Source organism: Corynebacterium sp. HMSC074H12 (assembly GCF_001813755.1).
In the GTDB taxonomy this organism is placed as follows: domain Bacteria; phylum Actinomycetota; class Actinomycetes; order Mycobacteriales; family Mycobacteriaceae; genus Corynebacterium; species Corynebacterium hiratae.
Genome location: NZ_KV813914.1, coordinates 11,905 through 38,066, shown reverse-complemented (window position 1 = coordinate 38,066; position 26,162 = coordinate 11,905). Strand labels below are relative to the sequence as shown.

The window sequence follows — 26,162 nt, the reverse complement described above, 5'->3', positions numbered from 1 at the left end:
GGGATTTGGGTCGATTGTACATCCTCACCCGCTCTAAATCTTGGGCCCCAGGAAGCGCGCGGCTAAACGCTCGAAGGCGGCGTGGTCGCCAGTGCACTCGAAACTACGTGTGGGTGCCTGCCCCGCCGGGGCCAGCATGTCCGTGTTGGTGAGGATGCGCAACACATCCTTCGCAGTCTCCTCCGCCGAGGACACCAAGGTGACGTTATCCCCGATAGCGAGCTGGATGACGCCCGTCAGCAGCGGGTAGTGCGTGCAGCCAAGAACGAGCGTGTCGACGCCCGCCGACTGCAGCGGCGCGAGGTAGCCCTCGGCCACACCCAGGATCTGGCGCCCAGCGGTAATGCCGCGCTCGACAAAGTTCACGAAGTCCGGGCAGGCCACGGCCGTGCACTCAACATTCGGGTTGACGGCGAACAAATCCTGGTAGGCCCCGGAATTAATGGTTCCCTCAGTACCAATCACGCCAATCTTGCCGTTGCGGGTGGTGGCGATGGCGCGGCGCACGGCCGGGCGGATAACCTCCACGACCGGAATGGCATAGCGCTCGCGGGCATCGTGCAGGAAGGCGGCCGTGGCGGTGTTGCAGGCGATCACCAGCATCTTGCAGCCGCGCTCCACCAACTCGTCGGCGATGGCGGTGGAGAGCTCCCTCACCTCGGCGATGGGCCGCGGGCCGTAGGGGGTATGGGCGGTATCGCCGATGTAGATGATGGATTCGTCGGGAAGCTGCTCGATGATCGTGCGAGCGACGGTCAGGCCGCCCACGCCCGAATCAAAAATCCCGATCGGAGAGGTCGCGTCAGGCATTAACGCATCGCTCCCCGAGGCGCGGGCTTGACCTTCTTAATCGGGTCATCGGAGGTGATCACCATGCCCGCGACGATGCCACCGATGGCGCCGAAGAGGTGGCCCTGCCAGCTGACTCCCTCGTAGATCGGCAGCACGCCCCAAATGAGGCCGGAGTAGGCGAACCCTAGACCAACACCAATCAGGAACTGCCCCAGCGAGCGGTTAAAGATGCCGCGCACGATGAGATAGGCCAGCCAGCCATAGACCATGCCCGAAGCACCGATATGCGAGGTCCCCGGCCCGCCCAGCAGCCACGTGCCCACGCCGGCAATGAGCACCACGATGATGGTGACCTCCCACCATGCCTTGCGGCCTGACAAGCCGATCAGGAAACAAAAGATCGCACCAGGCAACGAGTTTCCGATGAGGTGCTCGAAGTTCGCGTGGAGCAGCGGCGCGGTGAAAATCCCCCAGATGCCGTTGAAGTCCAGCGGATGAATGCCGTACTGCCCCAGCTCGCTTCCAAAGAACAGGAAGTTAATGATGTGGATGATCCACTCGACGGCGAGGAATCCCACCGTGAGAGACGCGGCTGTTTTGAGGCGGCCGGCCCGCGTGTAGTTCTTCGAATCGCCTGTATTAAGGAGGGGCTGCTGTCCCTGTCCCGCGGCAGCGGGGCGGGGTTGGAAGGGGTTAGGCTCATGCGAATGCTGCTGGCCAAAGGGTCCACTCGTCGTCATAATGCCTCCAACTCTAGCAAGCCCGCAGCGAGGAATACGCCTCCAAACCCAGCCCTGGGCTTGCACTCACCACGGCGTCAACGATGGCTGCCTCCACGGCATCGGCAGCAGCTGCGCTTAACGACGCCAACTCCGCCGGGCCGTTGCCCCGCTCCGCTGAGCGGACTCCCGAGGAGGCAGCAAACAGCGTATCCCCATCCAGCGGGGAATGCGCTGGGCGCACAGCGCGAGCGATGCCATCGTGGCCCGCGAGAGCAAGGCGCTTGGTCTGGGCCTTGCTTAAAGGCGCATCGGTCAACACCGCACCAATGGTGGTATTAAGCCGCGAGGATTCCGCGAATGACTCGGCCAGGCTGCGGGCTGCGGCAAACCGCTCAACGTCGACGGCTGGTACACCCGGCGCGCCAAACAAGCGCCCAGTCTCAGCATCAATCACCTGCCCCACCGGGTTCGCCACGACGACGGCGGCGACGGAGAACGAGGAGACGTCGACAAGCGCGGTGCCCACCCCGCCCCGCACCTTGCCGGCACAGGCCCCAGTGCCCGCACCCACGCTGCCACTCGTGGCGTCGTGTCCTGCCAACGCGGCGCGTAGAGCCGCCTCGCCGTCTGCCGCCGAGGGACGCTGCGGCCCGGCGAGCAGGTCAAAGATGACCGCGCCCGGGACGATAGGAACGCGCGGGCCGGGGATCTCCTCCCCAAAGACGGGGAAGCCAATCCCTGCCTCCTCCAGCCCGCGCATGACGCCATCCGCAGCGGCCAGCCCAAAGGCCGAGCCGCCTGCCAGAAGAAACGCATGAACGCGCTCGACCGTGTTGTGTGGCTCTAAAAGATCCGTCTCGCGCGTGCCTGGGCCGCCGCCCCGCACGTCGACGCCGGCCACGGCCCCCTGCTCGCCGCAGTAAATGACGGTGACGCCGGTATCCTCACGTGTGACGTGGCCGACGGAAAAGCCCATGTCGGGAAGTGTGCGCACGGTGCTAGTCCATGAGAACGTCGAGCAGCGAATCCTGGCAGAATGCCAGCCATTCCACGAGCGTATCGCGGTCCGCCCCAGGGGTATCCTCCGGCACGTCCCCGGCGGCGATATAGAGGCGCAGATCATTAAGCCCCGCGAGGAAGGCATGCGCCTCTTCCTCACTAATGGCTACCTCTACCCCGCCAGTCGGCCCCAGCGCGGTGTTAATAACCTGCAGGTTCTCCAGCTTGGCGCGCGCGATGTCGTTCTCGTGGAGCGAGCGCATGAGGGAATTGTCTCCGTCGAATTCCTCATCCCCCGGCTTCTTGAAGTCCGGAAAGAGGCGGGCCAGCGAGGGGTCTTCGGGGGCTTCGGTGTGGCCGGTGGGCATGTCGAGCATGTCCGCCAGCTCATCCTTCGGCGCCGACTGCGCGCGAGCGATGATCGCCTCAGAGACCGTCGCGGTGAGGTCGCCCAAGACTTCGCGCTCCATCGGCTCGAAAACAGCCGTGTACTTGGCGCCGCGCATGAAGGACTTTTTCTTCTTCCAAGCCTGCATAACCTACCCTGCCTGCTGCATCGTGGCCCAGAGGCCCGCGACCTGCAGCTTCTTCACGTCGGCTTCGACTTTGTCGCGTTCACCCGAGGACACGGCTGCCTTACCTTCGGTATGGACCTGCATCATCAGCTCGTTGGCTCGCTTCTTGTCATAGCCTAAAACGGTCTGGAACACGTAGGAGACGTAGCTCATCAGGTTGACTGGATCATCCCAGACAATGCACATCCACGGCAGGTTTTCGCTCGTGGCGACGTCGACGTCAATCGCCTCATCCAGCTCCGGGGTGGCCATGGGTGAACTCATCACCACGCCCGCGGACGTTTCGTTGTGCGCTTTCATGCCCTCTACACTAGCTAAAATTCTCCGCGTCGCGAGCAGTTATACTGTCAGCGACCCTTAACCTGATTATCGTTTCCAGGTGGCATCAATGAATTCTTTCTCCCTTCCCCCAGCCGTTGTTGACATTCTCACGGGACGCCAACCGGCGAAGGAGGATGTCGTCCTCCTCCTGCAACGAGTGCTGACCGTGCTCGTTCTCGGCGGCACGCTCGTGGCTGCCGTATTGAGCCTGACCAACCCGTCGAACGACGGCAGCTCGACGGATGCGGAACCCCCGACGTCGGAGGCGTGCGACTACGAGCTTCCCGACGTTTCCGTCCAACGTCAGCTCAACACCATCCAAGAGGAGCTGATAGGTGCGCTCAACACCTGGCGTAAGGAAGACGGCCAAGCCCCACTGGTGCCCTGGATCGACCGCCAAACCGCAGCCCGCGAAAAGGCAGAGTGCAACGCGGTGACCAAGACGCAAGAGCCATCGGAAGAAAATGTGCAGATGGTTCAGCACCACCTGCCCGTGGACAAGGCCAGCGCATATGAATTCGTCGAGGCCTTCCGGGCCTCCCCCGACCACGTGGCCGCCCTGCGGGATCGCCGGATGACCACCGCGGCCGTTGGCGTGGCTTATAACGACGGCGAGGTGTACGTCGTCATTCAGCTTGAGGAATAGAACAGCTGATTTTTTAGGACGCCCTGAGTAGCATCTTCGATGTGACTACTACCTCAGATAACGTCCGGGATGCCGGAAACGACCCTGCAGATCGTTCCACGGCCCTTCTTACCGATAAGTACGAGCTGACCATGCTGCAAGCGGCGCTGCGCGATGGCTCCGCGCACCGCCAGGTAGCCTGCGAAGTTTTTGCCCGCCGCCTTCCCAACGAACGGCGCTACGGCGTTGTTGCCGGCACCGAACGCGTTCTTCGCGCAGTCCGGGACTTCCGTTTCACCGCCCAGCAACTGGCGGAGATGGACTTCCTGGATGCTCCAACCAAGGAATACCTGGCCAATTACCGTTTCTCCGGGCAGATCGATGGCTACCGGGAAGGCGAGCTGTACTTCCCCAACTCGCCACTGTTGACCGTGCGCGGCACCTTCGGCGAGTGCCTCATCCTGGAAACCGTGATCCTCTCCATCATGAATTCTGATTCCGCGGTGGCTTCTGCGGCTTCCCGCATGGTGGTTGCCGCGGACGGCCGCCCCATCATTGAGATGGGCTCGCGCCGCACGCACGAATACGCTGCAGTGACTGCTGCCCGCGCTGCCTACCTCGCGGGCTTCCAGGCCACCTCCAACTTGGAGGCCGGCTACCGCTATGACATCCCGGTCTCCGGTACTGCGGCGCATGCGTGGACGCTGGCGCACGTCAATGAGGACGGCACCCCGAACGAAGAGGCCGCCTTCCGCGGGCAGATCGAAACTCTCGGCGTGGATACAACCCTGTTGGTGGATACTTATGACATCACCAAGGGCGTGGAAACCGCCGTCAAGGTGGCCGGACCCGAGCTGGGCGGTGTGCGCATCGACTCCGGCGATTTGGCCGCCGTCACCCGCCGCGTGCGCAAGCAGCTCGATGATTTGGGCAACCACAACACCAAAATCGTCGTCTCCTCCGACCTGGATGAGTTCGCCATCGCCGGTCTGCGCGGCGATCCCGTCGATGTCTATGGCGTAGGCACCTCGGTGGTTACCGGCTCGGGCGCCCCGACTGCGGGGATGGTCTACAAGGTCGTCGAGGTCGAAGGACACCCAGTGGCTAAGCGTTCCTCCTCGAAGAAGTCGCAGGGCGGGGCAAAGCGCGCCCTGCGCACCTACCGCTCCTCCGGGGTGGCCGTCGAGGAGCTCGTGCTGCCCTTCTCCGCCGAGAACCCGGAGACCGGCACGCTGCGCACCCGCGAGATGACGGTGCCGCTCATGCGCGACGGTGAGATCCTCGACGCCCTGCCTACCCTCGAGGAATCCCGCGAGTACCTGGCCCAGGCCATTACGACGCTGCCATGGGAGGGCCTCGCACTCACCCGCGATGAGCCCGCGGTCCCGACCCGGTTCATCGGCTTCGACGCTTAAGAAGTACGTGGGAGGCGACCGACTACACTGGCACCAATGCAGGACACAACGGTTGACCTCCTCGACGCCGCCGTCGCCGCCCTCGGCGGCTCGCGGCGCGCCGGCCAGGTACGCATGGCGACGGCCGTGACCACCGCGTTGGAGAAAGAGCGCCACCTCGCCGTGCAGGCAGGAACAGGCACAGGTAAGTCCTTGGCCTATCTCGTGCCCGCCTTCCGCCACGCGCAAGAGACCGGTCACACCGTCATCGTCTCCACCGCCACCCTGGCGCTCCAACGTCAGCTGGTGGAGCGGGACCTTCCACGTCTGGCCGAGGCCCTCGAGCCGCACCTAGAAAAGAAACCAACCTTCGCCATCATGAAGGGCCGCTCCAACTACGTCTGCCTCAACAAAGTCTCCCGCGCCGCTGAGCTTGAGGACGAGGACGCCTTGCTCGACGAAGACGCTGTTTCTTACCTCGGCCGCCACGTCCAGCGCGTCTACGAGTGGGCGGAAGACACCGAGACTGGTGACCGCGAAGACTTGGAACCGGGCGTGCCAGACTTAGCGTGGCGGCAGGTATCCGTCACCTCGAACGAGTGTCTCGGTGCCACCCGCTGCCCGCACGGCGAGGACTGCTTCGCGGAACTCGCGCGACGCCGCGCGGCGGACGTCGATGTCGTCGTCACCAACCACGCCCTGCTCGCCATCGACGCAGTAGCAGACATCAACATCCTGCCGGAACACGACGTCGTCATCATCGATGAGGCCCACGAGCTGGACGGCCGCATCACCTCGGTGTCTACCGCCGAAATCACCGGGCGCGCGCTGAAGATGGCGGCCAACCGCGCCAAGTCCCTCGGCGCCAACGGCAAGGACCAACGCCTCACTGAGCAGGCCAACGAACTGAGCCAACTCCTCGCGGATTTCGCACCGGGCCGCTGGACCGACTTGCCAGAGGAAGCCAAGCAGCAGCTCATGGGCCTCGCGGATACCCTGGCCGATTGCCGCGAAACCATCGCCCGCGCCCCCGAGGGTGAACAGGCCCAAGACCCGGAAAAATCTGCGGAGCGCCAAAACCTGGCCAACCACCTCGCTAGCCTCGTCGAAGCCATCGCCCGCATCCTCGATGTTTTCGCCACCGGTGACCCCGCCGCGCATGCCGACGTGGTGTGGCTGGAGCGCGATGAGCGCACGTTGAACGACACCCTTGCCGTGGCCCCTCTGTCCATCGCAGGCATGCTGCACGAAAAGCTCTTCGGCGAGCAGACCGTGGTGCTCACCTCCGCCACGCTGGCCCTAGGCGGGCGCTTCGACGCCATGGCCGCGCAGTGGGGCCTGCCGAAAGGCACGTGGGACAGCCTCGATGTGGGCTATCCCTTTGACCCCGCGCGCAGCGGCATCTTGTATACCGCGGCGCACCTGCCGCAGCCGGGCCGCGATGGGCTGAGCCCCCAGACCCTCCAAGAGATCCGCGAGCTCATCATGGCCGCCGGCGGGCGCACGCTCGGACTCTTCTCCTCGCGGCGGGCCGCGCAACAGGCAGCCGAAGAACTCAAGCCCACCATCCCCTTCGACATCTACTTCCAGGGCGAGGACTCCATCGGTGCGCTCGTGGACAAGTTCACGAAGAACGAAAACTCCTGTCTCTTCGGCACGCTCACACTCTGGCAGGGCGTCGACGTGCCGGGGCCCTCCTGTTCCCTGGTCCTCATCGATCGCATCCCCTTCCCCCGCCCGGATAACCCACTCATGCAAGCGCGGACCGAGGCCGCAAAGGCGGCAGGGCGCAACGGGTTCATGGAGGTTTCTGCGACTCACGCGGCGCTACTCATGGCCCAAGGCGCGGGCCGCCTGCTGCGCTCCACTGCGGACCGCGGAGTCGTCGCCGTGCTCGATAACCGTCTAGAGACCAAGCGTTACGGCTCCTACCTGCGAGCCTCCATGCCGCAGATGTGGCCGACGAGCGACCCAGAGGTCGTGCGCGGGGCACTCAAGCGCCTAGTCGAAGCCCGCTAGGGGCGAGGCAGCGCGCAGACCGTGGCTGAGTCCGGGGCGACCTCGGTGAAACCTGCGTCATGCACCACCACCGCATCGGGGCGCGTGCACGCCGCGGCAAAATCCGCTGGGGCAATCTCGCGCACGGACAGCGCGAAATCCTGCGCCGCCCAGGTTTCCACTTCCTCAACGCTCATCGCAGCGGCAAGCAGCATAGAACCGTGCCCGACTTGCGCGGCGGCCTTTCCCGCACTCATGTGAAGGGAGGAGTCGATGTAGATCACGGGTGCGTCGGCAAGCGCGGGGCCCGGGTCATCCTGAGGGAGATCGGTATGGCTGATCTGCAGCTTGGCGACGAGCGGATGCACGTCCTGCACCGCCGAAGGAACGAACACCCGCGCGCGGTCAGCAACTGTCACCCCAGGCAGGGCCTGGACATCGCGCCACGCCTTGTTGCGCGCGCGGCGGGCCACCTTGCGGATGCGGTGGCCGTACCACTGCCCCAAGGCCTCGGCGAAGGCCCCATCCTGCCCGGCCCGATCGTCGAGGCAGAGCTTAACCACACCCCGCGCCGCTGCCTCCAGCACCTCCGTGCGCGTGGGCGGGTCTTGCTTGGGCAGGTTGAGCGCTATCTGCATCGCCTGGATGGTCTCGGGCTTGTCAGGATCCTCGGGATCATCGCGCCAGTTGCGGTCGCTGCACGCTACCGCAAGGCGGCGGTGGGCCTCGCGGAGGTTATTCACTAGCGACTTCCTCCATAGGGATGCCGAGAATCTGCAGGATTTCGTCCATGTATGGGTGGTTAACAGAGGTATCCGCCACCTCGCGCAGGGCGGGCTTGGCGTTGAAGGCAATGCCCAGGCCGGCAGCGGAAATCATGTCGATATCGTTAGCACCATCGCCGACCGCAACGGTCTGCCGCATGCTCAGGCCCGAATCCGCAGCGAACTCACGCAAGAACATCTCCTTGGCCTTGCGGTCCACCACGTCCCCGATGACCCGGCCGGTGAGCTTACCGTCCTCGATTTCCAGGGTGTTGGCGCGCACGTAGTCAAGGTCGAGCTCCTTAGCTAGATCCTCGAGGACCTGGATGAATCCTCCCGACACCACCGCAACCCGGTAGCCCATGCGCTTGAGCGTGCGGATGGTGGTGCGCACGCCGGGCGTGAGGCGGATATCGGCGGCGGTTTCCTTGATGACGGACTCAGGCAGACCTGCCAAGGTGGCCACGCGCTCGCGGAGGGATTCTTCAAAGTCCAGCTCACCGCGCATTGCACGTTCCGTGACGGCGGCGACCTCCGCTTCCTTGCCCGCGTGGGCGGCCAGCATCTCGATGACCTCGCCGGTAATGAGGGTGGAGTCGCAGTCAAAGCAAATGAGGCGTTTCGAGCGGCGCTGCAATCCGGAGCGCTCGATGGCGATGTCCACGCCCTGCTCGGTAGCCAGGCGTGCCAACATGGCGCGAACAGGGTCAGAGGAGCCATCGATCGTGATGTAGAGCTCCAGGCCGTTGAGCGGGTACGTGGACAGGCCGCGGATGCGATCGATGTTGACATCGAGGTTGGCCAGCTCCTTGGCGATGGCCGACATGTGGCTCGCGTTGACCTGACGGCCCAGCACCACGACGACGTGTGTCGAGCGCGGACGTGAGGTGGCTTCCTCCTCCCGAGGCTCCACGGAGATGGACTGCGCATAGATGCTCAACGTGTTGCGCAGCCCCTGCTCCATGGCCTCCAGACGCGAGGCGTTAACGCGGATGTACGCGGAGAGGGAGATGCGGCCGGAGAAGATGGCCTGTTCGGCGTCGACAAGCTCTACATTGTGGGAGCTGAGAACGCGGAAGAAGGCGGCAGACACGCCTGGTTTGTCGGGACCTGAGGCGGTGACAACGGCGAAAACTTGTTCACTTTGATTATCCACGGGGCTCATTATCTCACATCGCTGAGCACTGCTTGACCTACGGCAAACGCCGCCTCCCCATCGTGGTGATGGGGAGGCGGCGTTATCAGGAGTACTCAGCTCGTGAGTGCTTAGTGGCCGGTGTGTGCTTCCTCGCGCATGCGCTTAACCATGTGCGGGTAGTGCAGCTCGAAGGCCGGACGCTCGGAGCGGATGCGCGGCAGGGACACGAAGTTGTGGCGCGGCGGCGGGCAGGAGGTAGCCCACTCGAGGGAGTTGCCGTAGCCCCACGGATCGTCCACGGTGACGATCTCGCCGTAGCGCCAGGACTTGAAGACGTTCCAGACCAGCGGGATAACCGAAGCGCCCAGGACGAAGGAGAAGATGGTGGAAATCTGGTTGAAGACCGTGAAGCCATCAGACTCCAGGTAGTCGGCGTAACGACGCGGCATACCCATGTTGCCCACCCAGTGCTGGATAAGGAAGGTGCCGTGGAAGCCGATGAAGGTCAGCCAGAAGTGGATCTTGCCCAGACGCTCATCCAACATGCGTCCGGTCATCTTCGGGAACCAGAAGTACAGGCCAGCGAAGGCGGAGAACACCACGGTACCGAACAGGGTGTAGTGGAAGTGAGCAATCAGGAAGTAGGACTCAGCAAGGTGGAAGTCCAGTGCCGGGGAGGCCAGCATAATACCGGTCATACCGCCGAAGAGGAAGGTTGCCAGGAAGCCCATGGCGAAGATCATCGGGGTATCCCAGGTGATGTGGCCCTTCCACATGGTGCCGACCCAGTTGAAGAACTTCACGCCGGTCGGAACCGCAATCAGGAAGGTCATGAAGGAGAAGAACGGCAGCAGAATAGCACCGGTCACGAACATGTGGTGAGCCCACACGGCCATGGACAGCGCACCGATGGCCAGCAGAGCAAAGACCAGGCCAATGTAGCCGAAGACCGGCTTGCGGGCGAAGACCGGCACAACCTCAGAAATGATGCCGAAGAACGGCAGTGCCAAGACGTAGACCTCCGGGTGGCCGAAGAACCAGAAGAGGTGCTGCCACAGGATGGCGCCGCCGTTGGCGGAGTCATAGATGTGGCCGCCCAGCTTGCGGTCATACAGAACACCCAGAGCCGCAGCAGTCAGCAGCGGGAAGATCATCAGCACGATGATGGAAGCGGTAAAGATAGCCCAGGTGAAAACCGGCAGACGGAACATGGTCATGCCCGGCGCACGCAGGGTGAGAATCGTGGTGATCATGTTGATGGCGGAAGCAATGGTACCAACACCGGTAGCACCCACACCAACGATCCACATGTCCGCGCCGATGCCCGGGGTGTGGACGGAATCAGCCAGCGGCATGTACATGGTCCAGCCGAAGTCAGCAGCGCCGCCCGGGGTCAAGAAGCCCGCGAGCATAACAATGCCGCCGGTCAGGGTAATCCAGAAGCCGAAGGCGTTCAGACGCGGGAAGGCCACGTCCGGTGCGCCAATCTGCAGGGGCATAACGTAGTTACCGAATGCCCACACCACTGGTGTAGCAAACAGCAGCAGCATGACAGTGCCGTGCATGGTGAACAGCTGGTTGAACTGCTCGTTGGACAGGAACTGCAGTCCTGGGGTGAAAAGCTCAGCGCGAAGCAGCAGAGCCATGAATCCACCGAGGAAGAAGAAGCTGAAGGACATGATCATGTACATGATGCCCAGCTGCTTGTGGTCGGTGGTGGTTAGCATCATCCAAGCCTTGGAACCGGTCTTTGCGTTACCAGTCGGCTCTGGACGTGTAGGCGCGACGTAATCGTCGAGCCGTGGCGCCACAGCGGTCATAAAATCCTCCTGAAGAACAAGTGCTTAACCACATCGGCATCACGCGTTTTCTCGCGCCACACGCTCAGTGGCCAAACACCTAGGTTTACTCGCATTATATTAGGCCACCTCAGGGCCGAATTTCCAGCGCTCGGTTATTTTCCGCCAACTTTGCTAACCCCGTTTGGAGCAGATAACGCCATGTACGTGGCCAACTGCCCACACCACGCCCTAGCATACGGTGATCTAGAACACAGTAACGCGGGGGTGTCGTCCCCCAAAACCCGAAAACGCACCCCCTGAAAGAATCAACCTTTCGGATGATCCCTGCCAGAAGGTGCGGTACGGCGACAGGTAAATGCGAGGAACTAGCTAGAAGTCCCAGTCATCATCGGTCGTTTCCTCCGCCTTACCAATGACATAGGAGGAGCCGGAGCCGGAGAAGAAGTCGTGGTTCTCGTCCGCGTTCGGGGACAGCGAGGACAGGATGGCCGGAGACACGCGGGTCTCATCAGCCGGGAACAGCCCCTCGAAGCCGAGGTTATTCAGTGCCTTGTTGGCGTTGTAGCGCAGGAAGCGCTTCACATCCTCGGTCCAGCCCAGCTCGTCATACAGATCCTCTGTGTAGTCGATCTCGTTCTCATAGAGGTCGTAGAGCAGGTCGAAGGCGTAGCCCTTCATCTCTTCCTGCTCCGGCCCCGACAGCTTCTTGTACCCCTGCTGGAACTTGTAGCCGATGTAATAGCCGTGGACGGCCTCATCACGGATGATCAGGCGAATGATATCAGCGGTGTTCGTCAGCTTCGCGCGCGAAGAGAAGTGCATTGGCAGGAAGAAACCAGAGTAAAAGAGGAAGGACTCCAACAGCGTGGAGGCGACCTTCTTCTTCAGCGGATTGTCACCCTGGTAGTAGGACATAACAATCTTGGCCTTGCGCTGCAGGTTCTCATTTTCCTCAGACCAGCGGAAAGCATCGTTGATCATCGGGGTCGACGCCAGTGTCATGAAGATATTGGAGTAGGACTTCGCGTGCACCGACTCCATGAAGGCGATGTTGGTGTAGACGGCCTCTTCGTGGGGCGTGACGGCGTCGGGAAGCAGCGATACCGCACCCACGGTGCCCTGGATAGTGTCAAGCAACGTCAGGCCAGCGAAGACGCGCATGGTGGTCTCCTGCTCCTTCTCCGTGAGCGTCTTCCAGCTCTGGATGTCGTTGGACACCGGAACCTTCTCTGGGAGCCAGAAGTTGCCGGTTAGACGATCCCACACCTCAAGATCCTTCTCATCTGGAATGGTGTTCCAGTTGATTGCCTTCACCGGAGCCTCGTGGCTGGCGATGTAATCGTCGTACTCGTGAGACACGCACGTCACCTCGTCTTACTAGTTTTTATATGTCTGGTGCCATCGTACCCGGTAAAACTAGGGGCCAAAATTCCTGCATGTTTTATACTTAAGCCATACTCCCACGACCCCGATTTCGATGGAATGACTGAACCCTCCGCTCCCCTACTCAGCACTGTTTTGGACGCGCTGGGCACTGACATCGTCAGCGGCGCCCTCCCCGCCGGTGAACGTTTTACGCTCAACGACCTCTGCGAGCGCTTCGGTATTTCCCGAACCGTGGCGCGCGAAGCCATGCGCGCACTGGAGCAACTAGGAATGGTCTCTTCCTCGCGCCGCGTCGGCATTACAGTGCTCCCCATCAGCGAATGGGCGGTCTACGATCCCGCTATCATTTCGTGGCGCCTGGGCTCAGAGAAAGCGCGCGATAGCCAGCGCACCTCCCTTAATGATCTGCGCCTCGCCATCGAGCCTGTCGCCGCGGGCTTAGCCGCACAGCATGCCTCCCCTGAAGATAAGGAAGAGATTCTGGAGCTGGCCCAGCGTCTCCAGGTCACACCCACGCGGCGCGTCGGCGAGCACCTCGCCACAGATCTACGATTCCACGCCATGGTCCTCCACGCCTCAGGCAATGAGATGTTCTCAGCGCTGAGCCCCTATCTGCTGTCCATGGTGCGCGGGCGTTCACTCTATGGTTCCCGCAAGCGAAACCCGACGGCCGGTACCGCCCAGCTCCACCTCGATTTGGCGGAAGCCATCGTCCGAGGCGACTCACCTGGGGCAGAAAAAATCGCACGCGCCATCTTGCTTGAGGCGCGTGCGAATAAGGATTAGAGCATGCAGGAAACGCAGCCCTCAACCTCGGTTCCCTCCAGAGCCATCTGGCGCAGGCGGATGTAGTAGAGGGTCTTAATACCCTTGCGCCACGCGTAAATCTGGGCGCGGTTGATATCGCGGGTAGTGGCGGTGTCCTTGAAGAACAGCGTCAGCGACAGACCTTGATCAACGTACTTCGTAGCCTCGGCGTAGGTGTCGATGATCTTCTCGTAGCCGATCTCGTAGGAGTCCTTGAAGTACTCCAGGTTGTCGTTGTCCATGTGCGGCGCCGGATAGTAGACGCGGCCGATCTTGCCTTCCTTACGAATCTCGATCTTGGACGCGATCGGGTGGATCGAGGAGGTCGAGTTATTGATATAGGAAATCGAGCCCGTCGGCGGCACCGCCTGCAGGTTGCGGTTGTAAATGCCATGCTTGGCGACGTCCGCCTTCAGCTCCGCCCACTCCTCTACCGACGGGGTGTGGATCGACGACTTAGCGAAGAGCTCCTTGACCTTCTCCGTGCGGGGAGCAAAGTCGGCCGGGTCGTAGCGGTCGAAGAATTCGCCGCTCGCGTATTCAGACTCCGGGAACTCCGTGAAGTACTCGCCTCGTTCACGCGCCAGCTTGTTAGATGCGCGCAGCGCAGCGTACATGATCGCCGCAAAGTAGGAATTGGTGAAATCGAGGCCCTCTTCCGATCCGTACTCGATGTGCTCGCGACCGAGGTAGCCGTGAAGGTTCATCTGCCCAAGGCCAATGGCGTGGGAATCATCGTTGCCCTTGCGCACGGAGGGCACGGAGTTGATGGAAGTCTTGTCTGCCACAGCGGTCAATCCGCGGATGGCCGTTTCCACCGTGAGGGCGAAGTCCGGAGAATCCATGGTCGCGGCGATGTTGAGGGATCCAAGGTTGCAGGAAATGTCGCTGCCCAAGGTCTTGTAGGTGAGGTCCTCGTTGAGCTCCGACGGGGAGTTCACCTGCAGAATCTCCGAGCAGAGGTTCGACATGTTGATGCGCCCAGTCTTGACCGGGTTGGCACGGTTCACGGTGTCCTCGAACATGATGTACGGGTATCCGGACTCGAACTGTAGCTCCGCGACGGTCTGGAAGAAGTGGCGAGCGTTGATCTTCTTCTTGCGAATACGCGGATCCTCGACCATCTCTTCGTAGTGCTCAGTGACGGAAATATCGCCGAAGGCCTTACCGTAGACGCGCTCAACATCGTACGGGCTGAACAGGTACATGTCGTCGTTGTTCTTTGCCAACTCGAATGTAATATCCGGGATCACGATGCCGAGCGAGAGAGTCTTGATACGGATCTTCTCATCCGCGTTCTCACGCTTGGTGTCGAGGAAGTTCATGATGTCTGGGTGATGCGCGTTGAGGTAGACCGCACCAGCACCCTGACGAGCGCCCAGCTGGTTGGCGTAGGAAAAGGAATCCTCGAGCAGCTTCATTACGGGGATGACGCCGGAAGACTGGTTCTCGATGTGCTTGATGGGTGCACCAGACTCGCGGATATTGGACAGCAGCAGAGCGACGCCGCCACCGCGCTTGGACAACTGCAGAGCAGAGTTAATGGAGCGGCCGATCGACTCCATATTGTCCTCGATGCGCAACAGGAAACAAGACACCAGCTCGCCGCGCTGTGCCTTGCCGGCGTTGAGGAACGTCGGGGTGGCCGGCTGGAAGCGACCGGTCATGATCTCATCGACGAGGCGCTCCGCCAGCTTCGTGGCGCCGTCAGCCAGGAACAAGGCAGTCATGGATACACGGTCCTCGAAGCGCTCGAGGTAGCGGCGGCCGTCGAAAGTCTTCAGCGTGTAGGAGGTGTAGTACTTGTAGGCACCCAGGAAGGTCTTAAAGCGGAACTTAAAAGCGTAGGCGCGCTTAAACAGGGACTTGATGAACTCAAAGTCATACTGCTCGATCAGTTCCGGCTCGTAGTACTTGTTTTCTACCAGGTAGCGCATCTTTTCTTCCAAGTCATGGAAGTAGACGGTGTTCTGGTTGACGTGCTGGAGGAAGAACTGGTTCGCGGCCTCGCGGTCCTTGTCGAACTGAATCTTGCCGTTTTCGTCATACAGGTTCAGCAGGGCGTTGAGCGCATGGTAGTCCAGCTGCTCTTCCGGCTTCACAGGTTCAGCGACGGTCTTACCCAGTTGCGTGGTCACGACTTTCACGGGCCTTTCTTTGCTATGGCGAAATGGAGAGATGGGTTGGTAGGAATTAAAGCCTTAGGCGGCTAAACCTAAAGCGGCCGCGTTGGCCAAGAGGCCTTCACGGCAAATTGTGACATCTTCCTCGGTTCCGAGAAGTTCGAAGCGGTACACATAAGGAACCTTACACTTGGCTGCGATGACCTCGCCGGCCTTGCCAAAGTCACTGCCGAAGTTGCTGTTACCTCCAGCGACGACAGCACGAATGAAACCGCGGTTGTGTTCGTCATTCAGGAAACGAATGACTTGCTTGGGGACAGGCCGCGTGTTCCGCCCGCTCATCGATGCCCCTCCCCCATACGTCGGACAAATCAAGACGTAGGGTTCATTCACGGTGAGGGGCTCATCACTGAGGCGCAGCGGGATGCGGACGCTGGGAAGGCCGAGCTTCTCGACGAAGCGGTGGGTGTTTTCCGTAGCGGAAGAGAAATACACGACCAACATGGTTTTGTCCTAGGCGCTCGCCGCCATCGCAGAGAGTGCCTTGATGCGGTCAGGACGGAAGCCGGACCAGTGCTCACCGTGCGCCTCAACGACCGGCGCTTGGACGTACCCCAGAGCCATCACGTAGTCGCGGGCATCATCATCAAGGGAGATATCCACCGTCTCGTATTTGAGGCCAGCACGGTCGAGGGCCTTCTTGGTGGCGTTGCACTGGACACAAGCTGGCTTGGTGTAGAGGGTGATGCTCATGTGACGTTCCTTTAGCTTCCTTCGGCACTACACGCGGAGTGACTGTTGAATTCGATACGAGCAGAGCGTTTAGCGGCTCTGCATGCGAGCTCTGAGCGGTGATGTAGGGCCGCCGCCCGAGCAACATCAACGACACTATACTTTGTGCCCGCACCCCGCAACTAACACAATATGTAGTAGTTACATGGCTGGTATTCCCAGGATGTAACTCGGCCCGACCCCACATGTTGACACCCCGCCACAACCCCCGCCGTCACGGCGGTAACTACACGGGTGATATTCCCTGCACGTTTACCAAACGTTCACTCAGTTTGTGACAAAGTCCACAAAAGGGAGCAGATCACCCGCGACACCCTCCCCCGGCCGTGAAGGGAGGCATAAAAAATCCGCCGCCCCCACAACGCGGGGACGGCGGACCAAGGACACTTGTTTCTTAGCCCTGGCGAGCCTTGAAGCGCGGATCCTTCTTGTTGATCACGAAGACCTTACCGTGGCGGCGAATAACCTGGGCGCCCGGCTTCTTCTTCAGCGACCGAAGCGACTTGCGAACCTTCATCGGGCGCTCCTTTCGTTATGCGCAATCTTGATGCGATTGATTAGTTCAAAGCACAGCTGGGCAAACACCCAGCAATGACACGAGGAAAAATATTACCCCACGAGCGCCTCATTACCAAAACACTCACGTCATCGAGAAGTAGCCACGCCAACTTTTCCTCGAACCAACCTCGCAGACCCTCGGACCACCGCCGCGCGTGATGGCTACCATGGTCGCTATGACACAAGCATCCAGGGAGCTTCAGGAAGAGATCATCGCTGCGCTAGGGGCGAAACCCTCCATTGATCCGGCAGAGGAGGTTGAACGCCGCGTCGACTTCCTCGCCACGTATCTACGCAACACCGGCGCTCAGGGCTTTGTCCTCGGCATTTCCGGTGGTCAGGATTCTACCCTTGCCGGTCGCTTGGCCCAGCTGGCCGTCGAGCGTGTCGATGGCGCTCACTTTTGGGCCGTACGTCTTCCCCATGGCACGCAAGCGGACGAGGACGATGCGCAAGTAGCGCTCGATTTCATCCAGCCCGATTACCGGCTCACCATCAACATCGCGGACGCCACAGCGGCTCTCGACGGCGCCGTTGCTTCCGCACTCAACACGGAGCATTTGGACGATTTCAACCGTGGAAATCTAAAGGCACGTCTGCGCATGTCCGCCCAATATGCGGTGGCTGGTGAGGTCGGCGCACTCGTTATCGGAAGCGACCATGCCGCCGAAAACGTCACGGCTTTCTTTACCAAGTGGGGTGACGGCGCCGCTGACGTCATCCCGCTCGCCGGACTCAACAAGCGTCAGGGCGCTCAGCTTCTCGAGCACCTGGGGGCGCCCGAGTCCACGTGGAAGAAGGTTCCCACCGCCGACTTGGAGGATGACCGCCCACAGTTATCTGATGAGGAAGCACTCGGCGTGACCTATGCCCATATCGACGACTACCTCGAGGGCAAGGCCGTGCCTGACGACGCCCGCGAGCGCATCGAAAGCCTCTGGCGCCGCGGCGCCCATAAGCGCGCCATGCCGCCAGGACCCACTAGTGCCTAACGCCTCACAAGGAAGACTATCCGCCCAACGCTTCGAGCGTGGCACGTGCGGCCCGCTCGAGCGGTACATAATACGCGGGACCATGCGTCATCGAATGAACCGCCAGCGGGTGTAGTTGATGCACCGGCACCCACTGGTGATACTCCTCCCCCACCCCATAACCACGCAGTATCTCGCCATAGTACGGCGTGCCAAATAGCTCCAGCATGGCCAAATCCGTCCACGGGTGTCCGCCGTGTGCGGCTGGGTCGATCATCACGGCCGACGAGGCAGTAAACAATACGTTTCCTGCCCACAGGTCGCCATGAATTCGCGCCGGTTTCACGTCCCACTCAACGGCTTTTATAGCCTCGCATGCTTGTCGAACTATCCCCTGTAGCTCTTGAGGCAGTCCTCCTATAAAAGGCGACACCCGCTGCTCGGCGTAGAACTCGCCCCAGGATTCGCATGGTTCGCAGCGTTGTTCCACGCGTCCAATGAAATTCGCGCCCTCCCAGCCCGCCGGCGGCGCGCCGAAAGCGGGCGCTCCTGCTTCATGGACCGTACGGAGCGCAGCACCAAAAGCGCGGGCAGCGAGGGCACTCGGTCGCGACTGCTCAACCCGCCGAGTGCTAATAGATGTGGGGGTGACTTCGGCGACGTCCACGACGACGTCGCCATGCGCCTGCGCCAGCCATCTCAACCCAGCAGCCTCGGCACCAGCTTGATCAGGACGGGACACGGTCTTGGTGAAAACATCCATGTTCCCAGCATAGGAAAAGGCCGGCTCCATAACAGAGACGGCCACTGGTGGAGCTAACGGGATTCCATCGGTTTCTAAATATTACCCCTTGCCTAGCTGGCATTATGCCTATTTAACCTGCATTTATTTTAGGTAATTTCTAACATCATTATATGACACAAAACGGCGCTAGAGTTCCCCGAAGGTTCCCCAATATGCAGAACGAAAACGAAAAGAAAAAGGCCCGAAGTATAAGCCCCATCGTTCGTGGGGGCGAATTGAGCAACGCGGAAAAAATAGGTGGCGTGCCAGTTTCAAACACCAAGGCATTTTGCACAGAGCACCGATCACCTTTAAAGAAAAGAAGGACGCCGAAAGTTGGTTGAACCGCAATAAGGCAGACATCGATAAGGCAGAGGCATCGGGGATTAAATGGATCTCCCCCGCTGAAAAAGAGAAGCTAGAGCTGACAAACAGCACAACCGTGGAACAGCTAATAGACCTTTGGCTAAACGAGAGCGACAGCATTACAAAAGAGAGCACTAGGCAATTCCATCGCCGCCGGATGACAGCCTTCTCCTTGAACTCAACGGAATACCTTCTAGGCATAGTTCAATCCTTCCTTAGCTGAGGAACTAAACCCAGGACGCTTCACACACTCGATTAAGCTGCCCTTGATCAAATAGGCGTTTCACCAGGTCTTCAAGCGTGGACTTCCGCTTGGATTGAATCGTCAATGAACTCGCGGATGCCGTGCACCTGTCCCCTTCCACTTGTATCCGACGAGTCCATGCACTGGAGAACGCTGGAATTATTCGGGGTTACGTTGCCCTGTTTGTTCCCACAAAGGTCGGCAAAGGATTTACCGCCTATGCCAGAGTTTGGCTCACCAGCCAGGACCTTGAGACTGTTGAGCGATTCATTCAAGAGAGTCAGCCACTTCCAGAAGCCGTGGAATGCCACCTCATGGCTGGTGAATGCGATGTCATGCTGCGAATAGTGGCGGCCGATCTCACCGCTTATCGTCAATTTCAGATCGACCATCTCACCCGCATCGATTGCGTCCACAACGCGAAAACTGAGGTGCACATGGAACAGGTAAAATTAACGTCAGAATTATCTGTTTGAATTTGATACTTGGTGGCTCCACGTTGGGATCATCAACGGTGCTCCAGACTCTGGGTCAGCGATGATCTTAGAATCCACACCAAATACGGTGCGCACGAGCTCTTCAGTAATAACGGTTGCAGGATCGCCGGTGGCTACAACTTCGCCGTCTTTCATGGCGATGATGTGATCGGCGTAGCGCGCTGCCTGGTTCAAGTCATGCAATACGGCGACCAGTGTGTAGTCCCGTTTCCGGTTGAGCATGCGGCAAAGTTCCAGCAACTCAATCTGGTAGCTGACGTCTAAGAATGTGGTAGGTTCATCGAGAAGCAAGATTGGCGTCTGCTGCGCCAACGCCACCGCCATCCAGACGCGTTGGCGTTGACCGCCCGAGAGTTCATCGACAAGCCTGCCTGAAAGCTCCCTAATTCCGGTTGCCTCCATGGCCTCTTTCACCGCCTGCTCATCCTCGGGCGACCAAGGCTTGAACAAACTCTGGTGCGGGTAGCGTCCTCGTGAGACCAGATCGATGACGCGAATGCCGTCCGGGGCAACCGGGCCTTGCGGCAGAAGACCCACTTCACGCGCTACTTCTTTGGTGGGCTTTTTGTGCAAAGACTGCCCGTCTAAAAGAATCTTCCCCTCTTGCGGCGCAATCAAACGGGTCAAGCTCTTGAGCAAAGTGGACTTGCCGCAGGCATTGGGGCCAACGATGACCGTGAACTGGCCATCTGGAATCTGAAGATCCACGCCTGGGCAGATAACTTTGTCGCCGTATCCAAGCTGGGCGTTTTCTACTAGAAGTCGTGTCATTTGCGTCGGCCTTCTCTCATGAGCAACCACAGGAAGTACACGCCACCGATGGATACGGTGACAATACCTACTGGGAGCGGGGATTCAGGGTCAATTCTTTGGGCAACCGTATCGGCGAGTATTAACAGGAAAGACCCCACGGCTGCGGTGGGGGCCAGCGCCAGGCCATCAACGTGTACCAGGCGACGGGCAATCTGGGGCGAGGCCAGCGCGATGAAGGAAATCGGCCCGGCGGTGGCAGTTGCCAGCGCCGTTAATCCGATGCCGGCAACAACTGCCAATAGTTGCACCCTGCGGACGTTTTGCCCCAGCGCAACCGCGAAAGGAATACCAATCTGCATCAAACGCATCGGGCGCGCCAGCAGTGCTGCCATCAGGATGAACACGGCAGAACCACAAAATGCCAGCAGCAGCGAATTCCAGGAGGTGCCGGAGAGATTTCCCGCGCCCCACAAACTCGCCATGATGGCATCTTCCACCGTGGCAGTGAGCAAAATCCACACGTTGACCGAGGCCAGCATGGCGCTGACAGCAATGCCAACGATGATAAGACGCACGCCACCAGCGAATCCGCGCTTGGAGGCAAGGAAGAACACCACCATCGCGGTAGCGATACCTCCAGTGAGAGCCCCCAACAACGTAGCGGTGGTGCCACCGCCGAGAATCAACATGACGATGAGCGCGCCAGTGTAGGAACCGGTCTGAAAACCAATCACATCCGGTGAGCCCAATGGATTCGCGGTGAGGTTTTGAAAGATAGCTCCACTCATGGCCAGTGTTGCGCCCAGCAGGATTGCCAGAAGCGTGCGCGGTGCGCGCCATTCCACCACAATCATGTTGGTGTAGGAATCACCGTTGCCGGTCAACGCCTGGAACGCTTCACCAACGGTGATGGATGCAGAACCATCAACCAAGGAGTACACCGCAATCAGCGCAGTCGCCAATAAGAGTCCACCTGTGACGACAGCTGTGCGCACCCCGATAAGCATCACCGGGCGTTCTTTGGGACCGATGCGGAAAATCTTTCGCCCGAATTCAAGCTCTTGCTTCGTATCCGGATTCGTTGTGTGAACCATCGCGCTTAAACCTCCGGAATGCGGTACTTACGCACCATGTAAATCAACAGCGGTGCGCCAACGAATGCAGTTACTACTCCCACGGGCACTTCCCCAGCAGTAATCACGCGACCTATAACATCACTCACGCCCAAAACCGCTGGGGCCAAGACGATTGAATAGGCCATAATCCACCCTTGATGTGGGCCCACGATCATGCGGGATAGATGTGGTGCCAACAGCCCAATAAATCCGATGGGCCCCGCCGCCGCAGTAGCGCCACCGGCTAGCAGTGCAATTGCTACCAATACCACCAGCCTGGTTCTTTGCGGGTGCGCGCCCATAGCAACCGATGCCGCTTCACCCAGTGAAAGCACATCCAATGCGCGAGTGCTGGCCAGCGCAATAAGCAAGCCTACCAAGATAAATGGGGTGATGGACAAGGTGGCATCGAGAGGCTGCGATGCTGTGGTGCCCGCTGACCAGCCACGCATGCGTTCCAAAACTTCTGAATTGGTCAGCAACACCGCGGATGCAAAACCGCCCAGCACCGCCCCCAATGCCACACCGGACAAGGTCATGCGCACCGGACTGCCACGCAATGGACCACTGTTGCCAATGGCGAAGACCACCGCCGAGGTCACAATCGCACCAGCAAAAGACCACCACATGTACTGGGAGATATCTGTAACCCCAAAAAATGCCAGGCCAACAACCACCATGAGAGAAGCACCCGCATTAACGCCCAAAATCCCCGGGTCCGTCATTGGGTTTCTGGTCACAGCCTGCATCAAACCACCCGCGACCCCCAACGCACTACCGGCAACCAACACCAGGAAAGTACGTGGAACGCGAGACTGCCAGACCACCTGCGATACCGGATCCGCCGGATCCGGGTTAATCAGATAATGAAAAACATCCGACGGTGGAATGCTGCGTGAGCCCACCATCATGCTCAACACCAGCGCACCGGCACATAAGACCGCAATGATAATGAAACCAATGAGCCGGTTGGCCGGAGCAACTGGCCTTTCCACAGCCTTCGGGGCTGTGGAGGTGGTGGAACTTGCTGGCATAAAAGACTAGCTCACCTTGTCGTAGGTCTCTACCTTGTCTGCAAGATCCTGCAGCCAATCGGCATAGTTACGGCTGGTCAACGCACCCTTGGAAGACCACGTGGATACCTGGTCTGCCTGGACAGCTGGAAGGTTGTCCCACAGCTCCGCAGTAAATGGCGCCTCTGGGTCATAGTTTTCTACCAAGATGACATCAGCAGGGTAGGTCGAAGCATCTTCCCACGCCACTCGACCCCACGGGTTTCCTTCCGCTGGTGTGTCTGGGCCTGCGATGTTTGCGCCAAGTTCTTCCAGCATGTCCGCCTGCGGGAAGCCCACGCCGGTATAGAGCATTTCCTTGGTTGGGCTGGTCAGCAGGAAGTTGTAATCCTTGCCGTCTACTGCTGCGGTGAACGCTTCCTTGGCCGCTGCGAAGTCTCCATCTGCCGCCACGATGTTGTCAGCTTCTACGTCTGCGCCGAAGAACTCTGCAATCTCGCGGGTATCCGCAATCCTTTGATCAATAGAGCCTTCCGATGGCAGCGGCACGAAAGGCGCAACGCGCTGCAACTGAGCGTTGACGTCTTCATCGAACCAAGACCAACCCTTCGCGTTACCGTTGCCGATGATGGCATCCGGGCGCAGTTCAGCCAGCTTTTCCAGATCGATCTCAGCATCTTGGCCGATGGTCTCAATACCTTCGATGTCAGCATCACCCATCAACGCTGGGTTGTCACACTCAAAACCAAACAACGCATCCGGCTCAATGCCGTACTCGTGCAGAGAGCTATAGGCGTAGCAGTCCATAACGATGGTTTCTGGCTGGTTTTCGAAGTCGATGTTTAGCCCCTCAATACTGGGGTGGGACAGAGTCAGCTGCTCACCGTCGCCAGTCGCTGCATCTTCCCCCGAGGCTTCTTCCCCCGAGGTGGAGCACGCCGCAAGAACGAGGGCTGCAGCAGCACTTAAAGCCATCAATGCCGTCTTTTTCACTTGTTATTTCCTTTGCTGGGAACAGGGATCAATTAACCATGGCAAATATACACCACTTGAGTAGGGTTGCCTAACTTTCAATAGGTAGGACTATTCATTGTAAGGATTGATATACCAAAGATATAGACTCGACACTAGACGGTCAACCATTTACACCTGGCATCGCTTAGCGCAGTTCAATCCCCTTTAACATTTGGAAGAGATTTCGAAAATGGCTGAGACACCAAGCGTCAGCGTTAATCTAAAAGCGCTGGCTGAAGAACTGCTAAATAAGGCGGCTGGGACAGAAAGCGGGCGTGCAACCCACGTGTTCCGCGCAGTGCCTGGTGGTTCCCTTTTACAGGTCTTGCTTGTCCTGAAAGACGGCAAGGAATTGTCTAAGCACGAGAACCCTGGCGAGGCACTCTTGCACGTATTGAGCGGAAAAGTTCGGCTTACCGCAGACGACGATTCACTAGAGTTGAGCGCCGATGAGCATGCTGTGGTGCCTCAGTAGCGTCATGGACTGCTCTCCTTGGAAGACTCAGCAATCCTGCCGACCGTAGTGCGCAATCGCGCCTAGATAGCGTTCCAGCTTCCTAACGCTCTGGCTTCGTTGCCACGATTGCCACGGCGTTGAGGTGCTCGCTGTGCGTGTTGAAGGTTTTTCGCATCTGCAGCACCCGCTTGCGGGCATCGGAGTTATTCCGAAGGTTCTTCACAAAGCACAGCGTGCCTAAGAATCCTTCATCGGAAAGAATTCGACGCGGCTGCAGCAAAGCCATCGGCGCGGTCTCAACCTTGGCGGCTTTAAAAAGCCATTAGCCTCAAACACTGCCGTCCATTCGCCCAAGGTCAGCGGACACGCGTTCACCCTAATTGCGCGCGCAAGGCTTTGACGGATTTCATCCTTCACCCCATCTGCTAGTTCTTCAGGAACTAGCCCCAGTTCGTGAATGGCGTACCGCCCACCCGGACGTAGGATGCGCGCAGCCTCTGCAACGATTGCATTCTTAGCCTTCTCACCCTGCATGGTGAGCATCGCTTCCCAATCACAAGGTCAGCCGACTCATCGGCCAGTCCAGTTTCAGCGGCGTCGGCCTCAATTAGCTTTGCACGCAGGCCAAAGACGCGGCGCACTGCAGCCACAGCATCCGGATCACTATCCGCACCTGTATAACTCGAAGGCGTGAGCTCAAGAATCCTACCCGGCGTGCGCCCAAGACTAGGCGCTGGTTCAACTACATCAACGTTCGGAATTCCGGATAGTTCGAGCAATTCATCTGTTAGTCTGCGCCCACCGAGGCAAAGGACTCACTTTCCCAATTTGGCCAAAAGCCAGTGGCCTTGCATGGATTCATCCGCACGTGATGTGCCGATCATTTGTTCACTCATGAGGACCTGATTGCCCTCCCCAATGAATCAGTCCGGTTTTACCAGTTCGTCGACCACGTCCCCGGCACTCAACCTTGGATTTCACCTGGCTTTAAACACAGTCATAACTAGACGTCAACAAAGAATTCCCCAGACAAAAATAAAACCTTCTGACCAGTGGAAAGAGGGTATAAAGTGGAGCTAACGGGATTCGAACCCGTGACCCCCACACTGCCAGTGTGGTGCGCTACCAACTGCGCCATAGCCCCAAAGCTGTATTGAATTATGAAGTGGAGCTAACGGGATTCGAACCCGTGACCCCCACACTGCCAGTGTGGTGCGCTACCAACTGCGCCATAGCCCCTCATACGAGGTACAACCTTCACGATTGCAACTCGTATCAATATATCCGCTCCCCATTCACTCACCAAATCGCGAGTTGGGGCGCGTTATTTTCTCAATGGCTACTTGTCTAGGACGAGGCCAACCCACTCCATGATGGACGTGTTCTCGTCTTCTGGAATGTCCTTGCCGTCCTTGATGATGCGCGGCGAGGACACGCTTCCGGTTTCGCTCTCCAGCTTTTCGTAGTTCGAGGTCACCAGTGGGTTTCCTTCACCAACCGGGGCTTCTTCAATGGCCTTTACCGTGGCATCATCTGCGCCCAGTTCCTTCGCGGCAGCAGCGAAGTCTTCCATCTCCCACTTGTTGTACACCTTGGACTGATTCTCCATGAGGTACTTACGCAGGTTCCAGTAGAGCTTGGCATCACCGGTCTTTGCTACCTGCTCCATCGCAGCTGCCGCCTTGGAGGAGTGGCCCGTGTTGGACTTGATGCTCTCCAAGCCGTTCGGGCTGCCGTCAAGGAAGTTGAGGGTGCGCACGTGCACGACGAGCTCGCCCGCATCAATCGCATCCTTCATCTGCTCGTCGGTTTCCTTCGCCAGGTCACCACAGTGCGGGCAGGAGTAGTCCTCGTACAGGTCTACTTCGGTTGCGTCCTTTGCTGCATCCGCGGACTTGAGGGTTACCGCATTGTCCGCGTAGGAAATCTCCATGGAGACGCCCTCGGCGGCGTAGTCCCCCAGCGCATCGGTCTGTGCACCTCGCCCTTGATAGACGATGTATCCGATGACCACGGCAATAATAACCAGCAGAACAGCGAGGCCCCAGACGAATCCACTATTGCCTTTGGAGTTGGGGTCTTTGACTGTACTCATTAAACAACCTTGCCTTTATGACTTAAGTTCGAACAGATGAAAGCCTACACACCACTG

The 26,162-nt window shown here is 59.4% G+C and carries 26 protein-coding genes, 2 tRNA genes and 1 pseudogene; 7 read left to right on the top strand and 22 right to left on the bottom strand.

Features of this window, described 5'->3' with window-relative positions; genetic code table 11:
* Window positions 1–33: 33 nt before the first annotated feature.
* From murI to clpS, 5 genes are read right to left on the bottom strand one after another with little or no spacing between them, the layout of a single operon-like run.
* Window positions 34–810, bottom strand: a complete 777-nt coding sequence (gene murI / locus HMPREF2932_RS07230; protein WP_071409904.1) for a glutamate racemase — start codon at window positions 808–810, stop codon at window positions 34–36.
* Complete coding sequence (locus HMPREF2932_RS07225; protein ID WP_232751589.1) at window positions 810–1,532, bottom strand: rhomboid family intramembrane serine protease; 723 nt, start codon at window positions 1,530–1,532, stop codon at window positions 810–812. Before HMPREF2932_RS07225 ends, murI begins: the two co-directional genes overlap by 1 nt.
* 13 nt (window positions 1,533–1,545) lie before the next feature.
* Complete coding sequence (locus HMPREF2932_RS07220) at window positions 1,546–2,490, bottom strand: P1 family peptidase (protein WP_071409903.1); 945 nt, start codon at window positions 2,488–2,490, stop codon at window positions 1,546–1,548.
* 22 nt (window positions 2,491–2,512) lie between these two features.
* On the bottom strand, window positions 2,513–3,049 hold the full coding sequence (locus HMPREF2932_RS07215; protein ID WP_046647374.1) for a DUF2017 domain-containing protein: 537 nt from the start codon (window positions 3,047–3,049) through the stop codon (window positions 2,513–2,515).
* A 3-nt stretch (window positions 3,050–3,052) separates the two neighbouring features.
* Window positions 3,053–3,388 (bottom strand): ATP-dependent Clp protease adapter ClpS, encoded by a 336-nt coding sequence (gene clpS, locus HMPREF2932_RS07210; protein ID WP_049155733.1) that lies wholly within the window; start codon window positions 3,386–3,388, stop codon window positions 3,053–3,055.
* Between the two features lie 88 nt (window positions 3,389–3,476).
* On the opposite strand from clpS, the gene HMPREF2932_RS07205 reads away from it, so the two are divergent.
* The 3 genes from HMPREF2932_RS07205 to HMPREF2932_RS07195 are packed head-to-tail and all read left to right on the top strand — an operon-like array spanning window position 3,477 to window position 7,447.
* Entirely contained in the window at window positions 3,477–4,055 is a 579-nt protein-coding gene (locus tag HMPREF2932_RS07205) for a spore germination YkwD domain-containing protein (RefSeq protein WP_071409902.1), read from the top strand.
* 41 nt (window positions 4,056–4,096) lie between these two features.
* Window positions 4,097–5,449, top strand: a complete 1,353-nt coding sequence (locus HMPREF2932_RS07200; RefSeq protein WP_084739002.1) for a nicotinate phosphoribosyltransferase — start codon at window positions 4,097–4,099, stop codon at window positions 5,447–5,449.
* A gap of 36 nt (window positions 5,450–5,485) precedes the next feature.
* On the top strand, window positions 5,486–7,447 hold the full coding sequence (locus tag HMPREF2932_RS07195) for an ATP-dependent DNA helicase (protein WP_071409901.1): 1,962 nt from the start codon (window positions 5,486–5,488) through the stop codon (window positions 7,445–7,447).
* On the opposite strand, the gene HMPREF2932_RS07190 is transcribed toward HMPREF2932_RS07195, so the two are convergent.
* From HMPREF2932_RS07190 to nrdF, 4 genes are all read right to left on the bottom strand, one after another.
* Window positions 7,444–8,169, bottom strand: a complete 726-nt coding sequence (locus HMPREF2932_RS07190) for a peptidyl-tRNA hydrolase (RefSeq protein WP_071409900.1) — start codon at window positions 8,167–8,169, stop codon at window positions 7,444–7,446. The genes HMPREF2932_RS07195 and HMPREF2932_RS07190 overlap by 4 nt on opposite strands.
* Window positions 8,162–9,355 (bottom strand): phosphoserine phosphatase SerB, encoded by a 1,194-nt coding sequence (gene serB / locus HMPREF2932_RS07185; RefSeq protein ID WP_071409899.1) that lies wholly within the window; start codon window positions 9,353–9,355, stop codon window positions 8,162–8,164. Before serB ends, HMPREF2932_RS07190 begins: the two co-directional genes overlap by 8 nt.
* Window positions 9,356–9,456: 101 nt before the next feature.
* Window positions 9,457–11,148 carry an aa3-type cytochrome oxidase subunit I gene (gene ctaD, locus HMPREF2932_RS07180; RefSeq protein ID WP_071409898.1) on the bottom strand — a complete coding sequence of 564 codons (1,692 nt, stop codon included), beginning with the start codon at window positions 11,146–11,148 and terminating at the stop codon, window positions 9,457–9,459.
* Between the two features lie 351 nt (window positions 11,149–11,499).
* Window positions 11,500–12,489, bottom strand: coding sequence for a class 1b ribonucleoside-diphosphate reductase subunit beta (gene nrdF, locus HMPREF2932_RS07175; RefSeq protein ID WP_046647383.1), 990 nt, complete (start codon window positions 12,487–12,489; stop codon window positions 11,500–11,502).
* A gap of 123 nt (window positions 12,490–12,612) precedes the next feature.
* Between nrdF and HMPREF2932_RS07170 the strand changes: the two genes are divergently transcribed.
* Entirely contained in the window at window positions 12,613–13,302 is a 690-nt protein-coding gene (locus tag HMPREF2932_RS07170) for a FadR/GntR family transcriptional regulator (protein ID WP_070700736.1), read from the top strand.
* Here HMPREF2932_RS07170 and nrdE read toward each other — a convergent pair.
* From nrdE to ykgO, 4 genes are all read right to left on the bottom strand, one after another.
* Window positions 13,299–15,461, bottom strand: coding sequence for a class 1b ribonucleoside-diphosphate reductase subunit alpha (gene nrdE / locus HMPREF2932_RS07165; protein ID WP_071409932.1), 2,163 nt, complete (start codon window positions 15,459–15,461; stop codon window positions 13,299–13,301). The genes HMPREF2932_RS07170 and nrdE overlap by 4 nt on opposite strands.
* A 63-nt stretch (window positions 15,462–15,524) precedes the next feature.
* A complete protein-coding gene (gene nrdI / locus HMPREF2932_RS07160) occupies window positions 15,525–15,950 on the bottom strand; it encodes a class Ib ribonucleoside-diphosphate reductase assembly flavoprotein NrdI (protein ID WP_070516120.1) in 426 nt (141 codons plus the stop codon).
* Between the two features lie 9 nt (window positions 15,951–15,959).
* Window positions 15,960–16,199: a glutaredoxin-like protein NrdH gene (nrdH, locus tag HMPREF2932_RS07155; protein WP_046647387.1), complete on the bottom strand. Its 240-nt coding sequence runs from the start codon at window positions 16,197–16,199 to the stop codon at window positions 15,960–15,962.
* A gap of 433 nt (window positions 16,200–16,632) precedes the next feature.
* Window positions 16,633–16,755, bottom strand: coding sequence for a type B 50S ribosomal protein L36 (ykgO, locus tag HMPREF2932_RS07150; RefSeq protein WP_003847162.1), 123 nt, complete (start codon window positions 16,753–16,755; stop codon window positions 16,633–16,635).
* A 217-nt stretch (window positions 16,756–16,972) separates the two neighbouring features.
* Between ykgO and nadE the strand changes: the two genes are divergently transcribed.
* Window positions 16,973–17,788 carry an ammonia-dependent NAD(+) synthetase gene (nadE, locus tag HMPREF2932_RS07145; RefSeq protein WP_369799707.1) on the top strand — a complete coding sequence of 272 codons (816 nt, stop codon included), beginning with the start codon at window positions 16,973–16,975 and terminating at the stop codon, window positions 17,786–17,788.
* Between the two features lie 16 nt (window positions 17,789–17,804).
* Here the strand turns inward: nadE and HMPREF2932_RS07140 are convergent, their stop codons facing one another.
* Window positions 17,805–18,530 carry a fructosamine kinase family protein gene (locus HMPREF2932_RS07140; RefSeq protein ID WP_175973587.1) on the bottom strand — a complete coding sequence of 242 codons (726 nt, stop codon included), beginning with the start codon at window positions 18,528–18,530 and terminating at the stop codon, window positions 17,805–17,807.
* Window positions 18,531–19,262: 732 nt separating this feature from the next.
* Between HMPREF2932_RS07140 and HMPREF2932_RS14010 the strand changes: the two genes are divergently transcribed.
* A complete protein-coding gene (locus tag HMPREF2932_RS14010) occupies window positions 19,263–19,637 on the top strand; it encodes an Lrp/AsnC ligand binding domain-containing protein (RefSeq protein ID WP_198525906.1) in 375 nt (124 codons plus the stop codon).
* Here HMPREF2932_RS14010 and HMPREF2932_RS07125 read toward each other — a convergent pair.
* Genes HMPREF2932_RS07125 through HMPREF2932_RS07110 form a run of 4 tightly spaced genes read right to left on the bottom strand, consistent with a single transcriptional unit; the run spans window position 19,626 to window position 23,532 of the window.
* Window positions 19,626–20,429, bottom strand: coding sequence for an ABC transporter ATP-binding protein (locus tag HMPREF2932_RS07125; protein WP_046647391.1), 804 nt, complete (start codon window positions 20,427–20,429; stop codon window positions 19,626–19,628). The genes HMPREF2932_RS14010 and HMPREF2932_RS07125 overlap by 12 nt on opposite strands.
* On the bottom strand, window positions 20,426–21,505 hold the full coding sequence (locus tag HMPREF2932_RS07120) for a FecCD family ABC transporter permease (protein WP_046647392.1): 1,080 nt from the start codon (window positions 21,503–21,505) through the stop codon (window positions 20,426–20,428). Before HMPREF2932_RS07120 ends, HMPREF2932_RS07125 begins: the two co-directional genes overlap by 4 nt.
* 5 nt (window positions 21,506–21,510) lie before the next feature.
* On the bottom strand, window positions 21,511–22,560 hold the full coding sequence (locus tag HMPREF2932_RS07115) for a FecCD family ABC transporter permease (RefSeq protein WP_083306493.1): 1,050 nt from the start codon (window positions 22,558–22,560) through the stop codon (window positions 21,511–21,513).
* Between the two features lie 6 nt (window positions 22,561–22,566).
* Window positions 22,567–23,532 (bottom strand): ABC transporter substrate-binding protein, encoded by a 966-nt coding sequence (locus tag HMPREF2932_RS07110; protein WP_046647393.1) that lies wholly within the window; start codon window positions 23,530–23,532, stop codon window positions 22,567–22,569.
* Between the two features lie 211 nt (window positions 23,533–23,743).
* On the opposite strand from HMPREF2932_RS07110, the gene HMPREF2932_RS07105 reads away from it, so the two are divergent.
* Window positions 23,744–24,028, top strand: a complete 285-nt coding sequence (locus tag HMPREF2932_RS07105) for a cupin domain-containing protein (protein ID WP_046647394.1) — start codon at window positions 23,744–23,746, stop codon at window positions 24,026–24,028.
* Between the two features lie 82 nt (window positions 24,029–24,110).
* On the opposite strand, the pseudogene HMPREF2932_RS07100 reads toward HMPREF2932_RS07105, so the two are convergent.
* The 4 genes and pseudogenes from HMPREF2932_RS07100 to HMPREF2932_RS07085 form a co-directional block, all read right to left on the bottom strand.
* Window positions 24,111–24,906 (bottom strand): annotated as a pseudogene (locus HMPREF2932_RS07100) (methyltransferase domain-containing protein).
* 175 nt (window positions 24,907–25,081) lie between these two features.
* Window positions 25,082–25,154: transfer RNA gene (locus HMPREF2932_RS07095), tRNA-Ala, on the bottom strand.
* 22 nt (window positions 25,155–25,176) lie between these two features.
* Window positions 25,177–25,249 (bottom strand) — tRNA-Ala (locus HMPREF2932_RS07090).
* 100 nt (window positions 25,250–25,349) lie between these two features.
* Window positions 25,350–26,105 (bottom strand): DsbA family protein, encoded by a 756-nt coding sequence (locus HMPREF2932_RS07085; protein WP_070700739.1) that lies wholly within the window; start codon window positions 26,103–26,105, stop codon window positions 25,350–25,352.
* Between the last annotated feature and the right edge of the window lie 57 nt (window positions 26,106–26,162).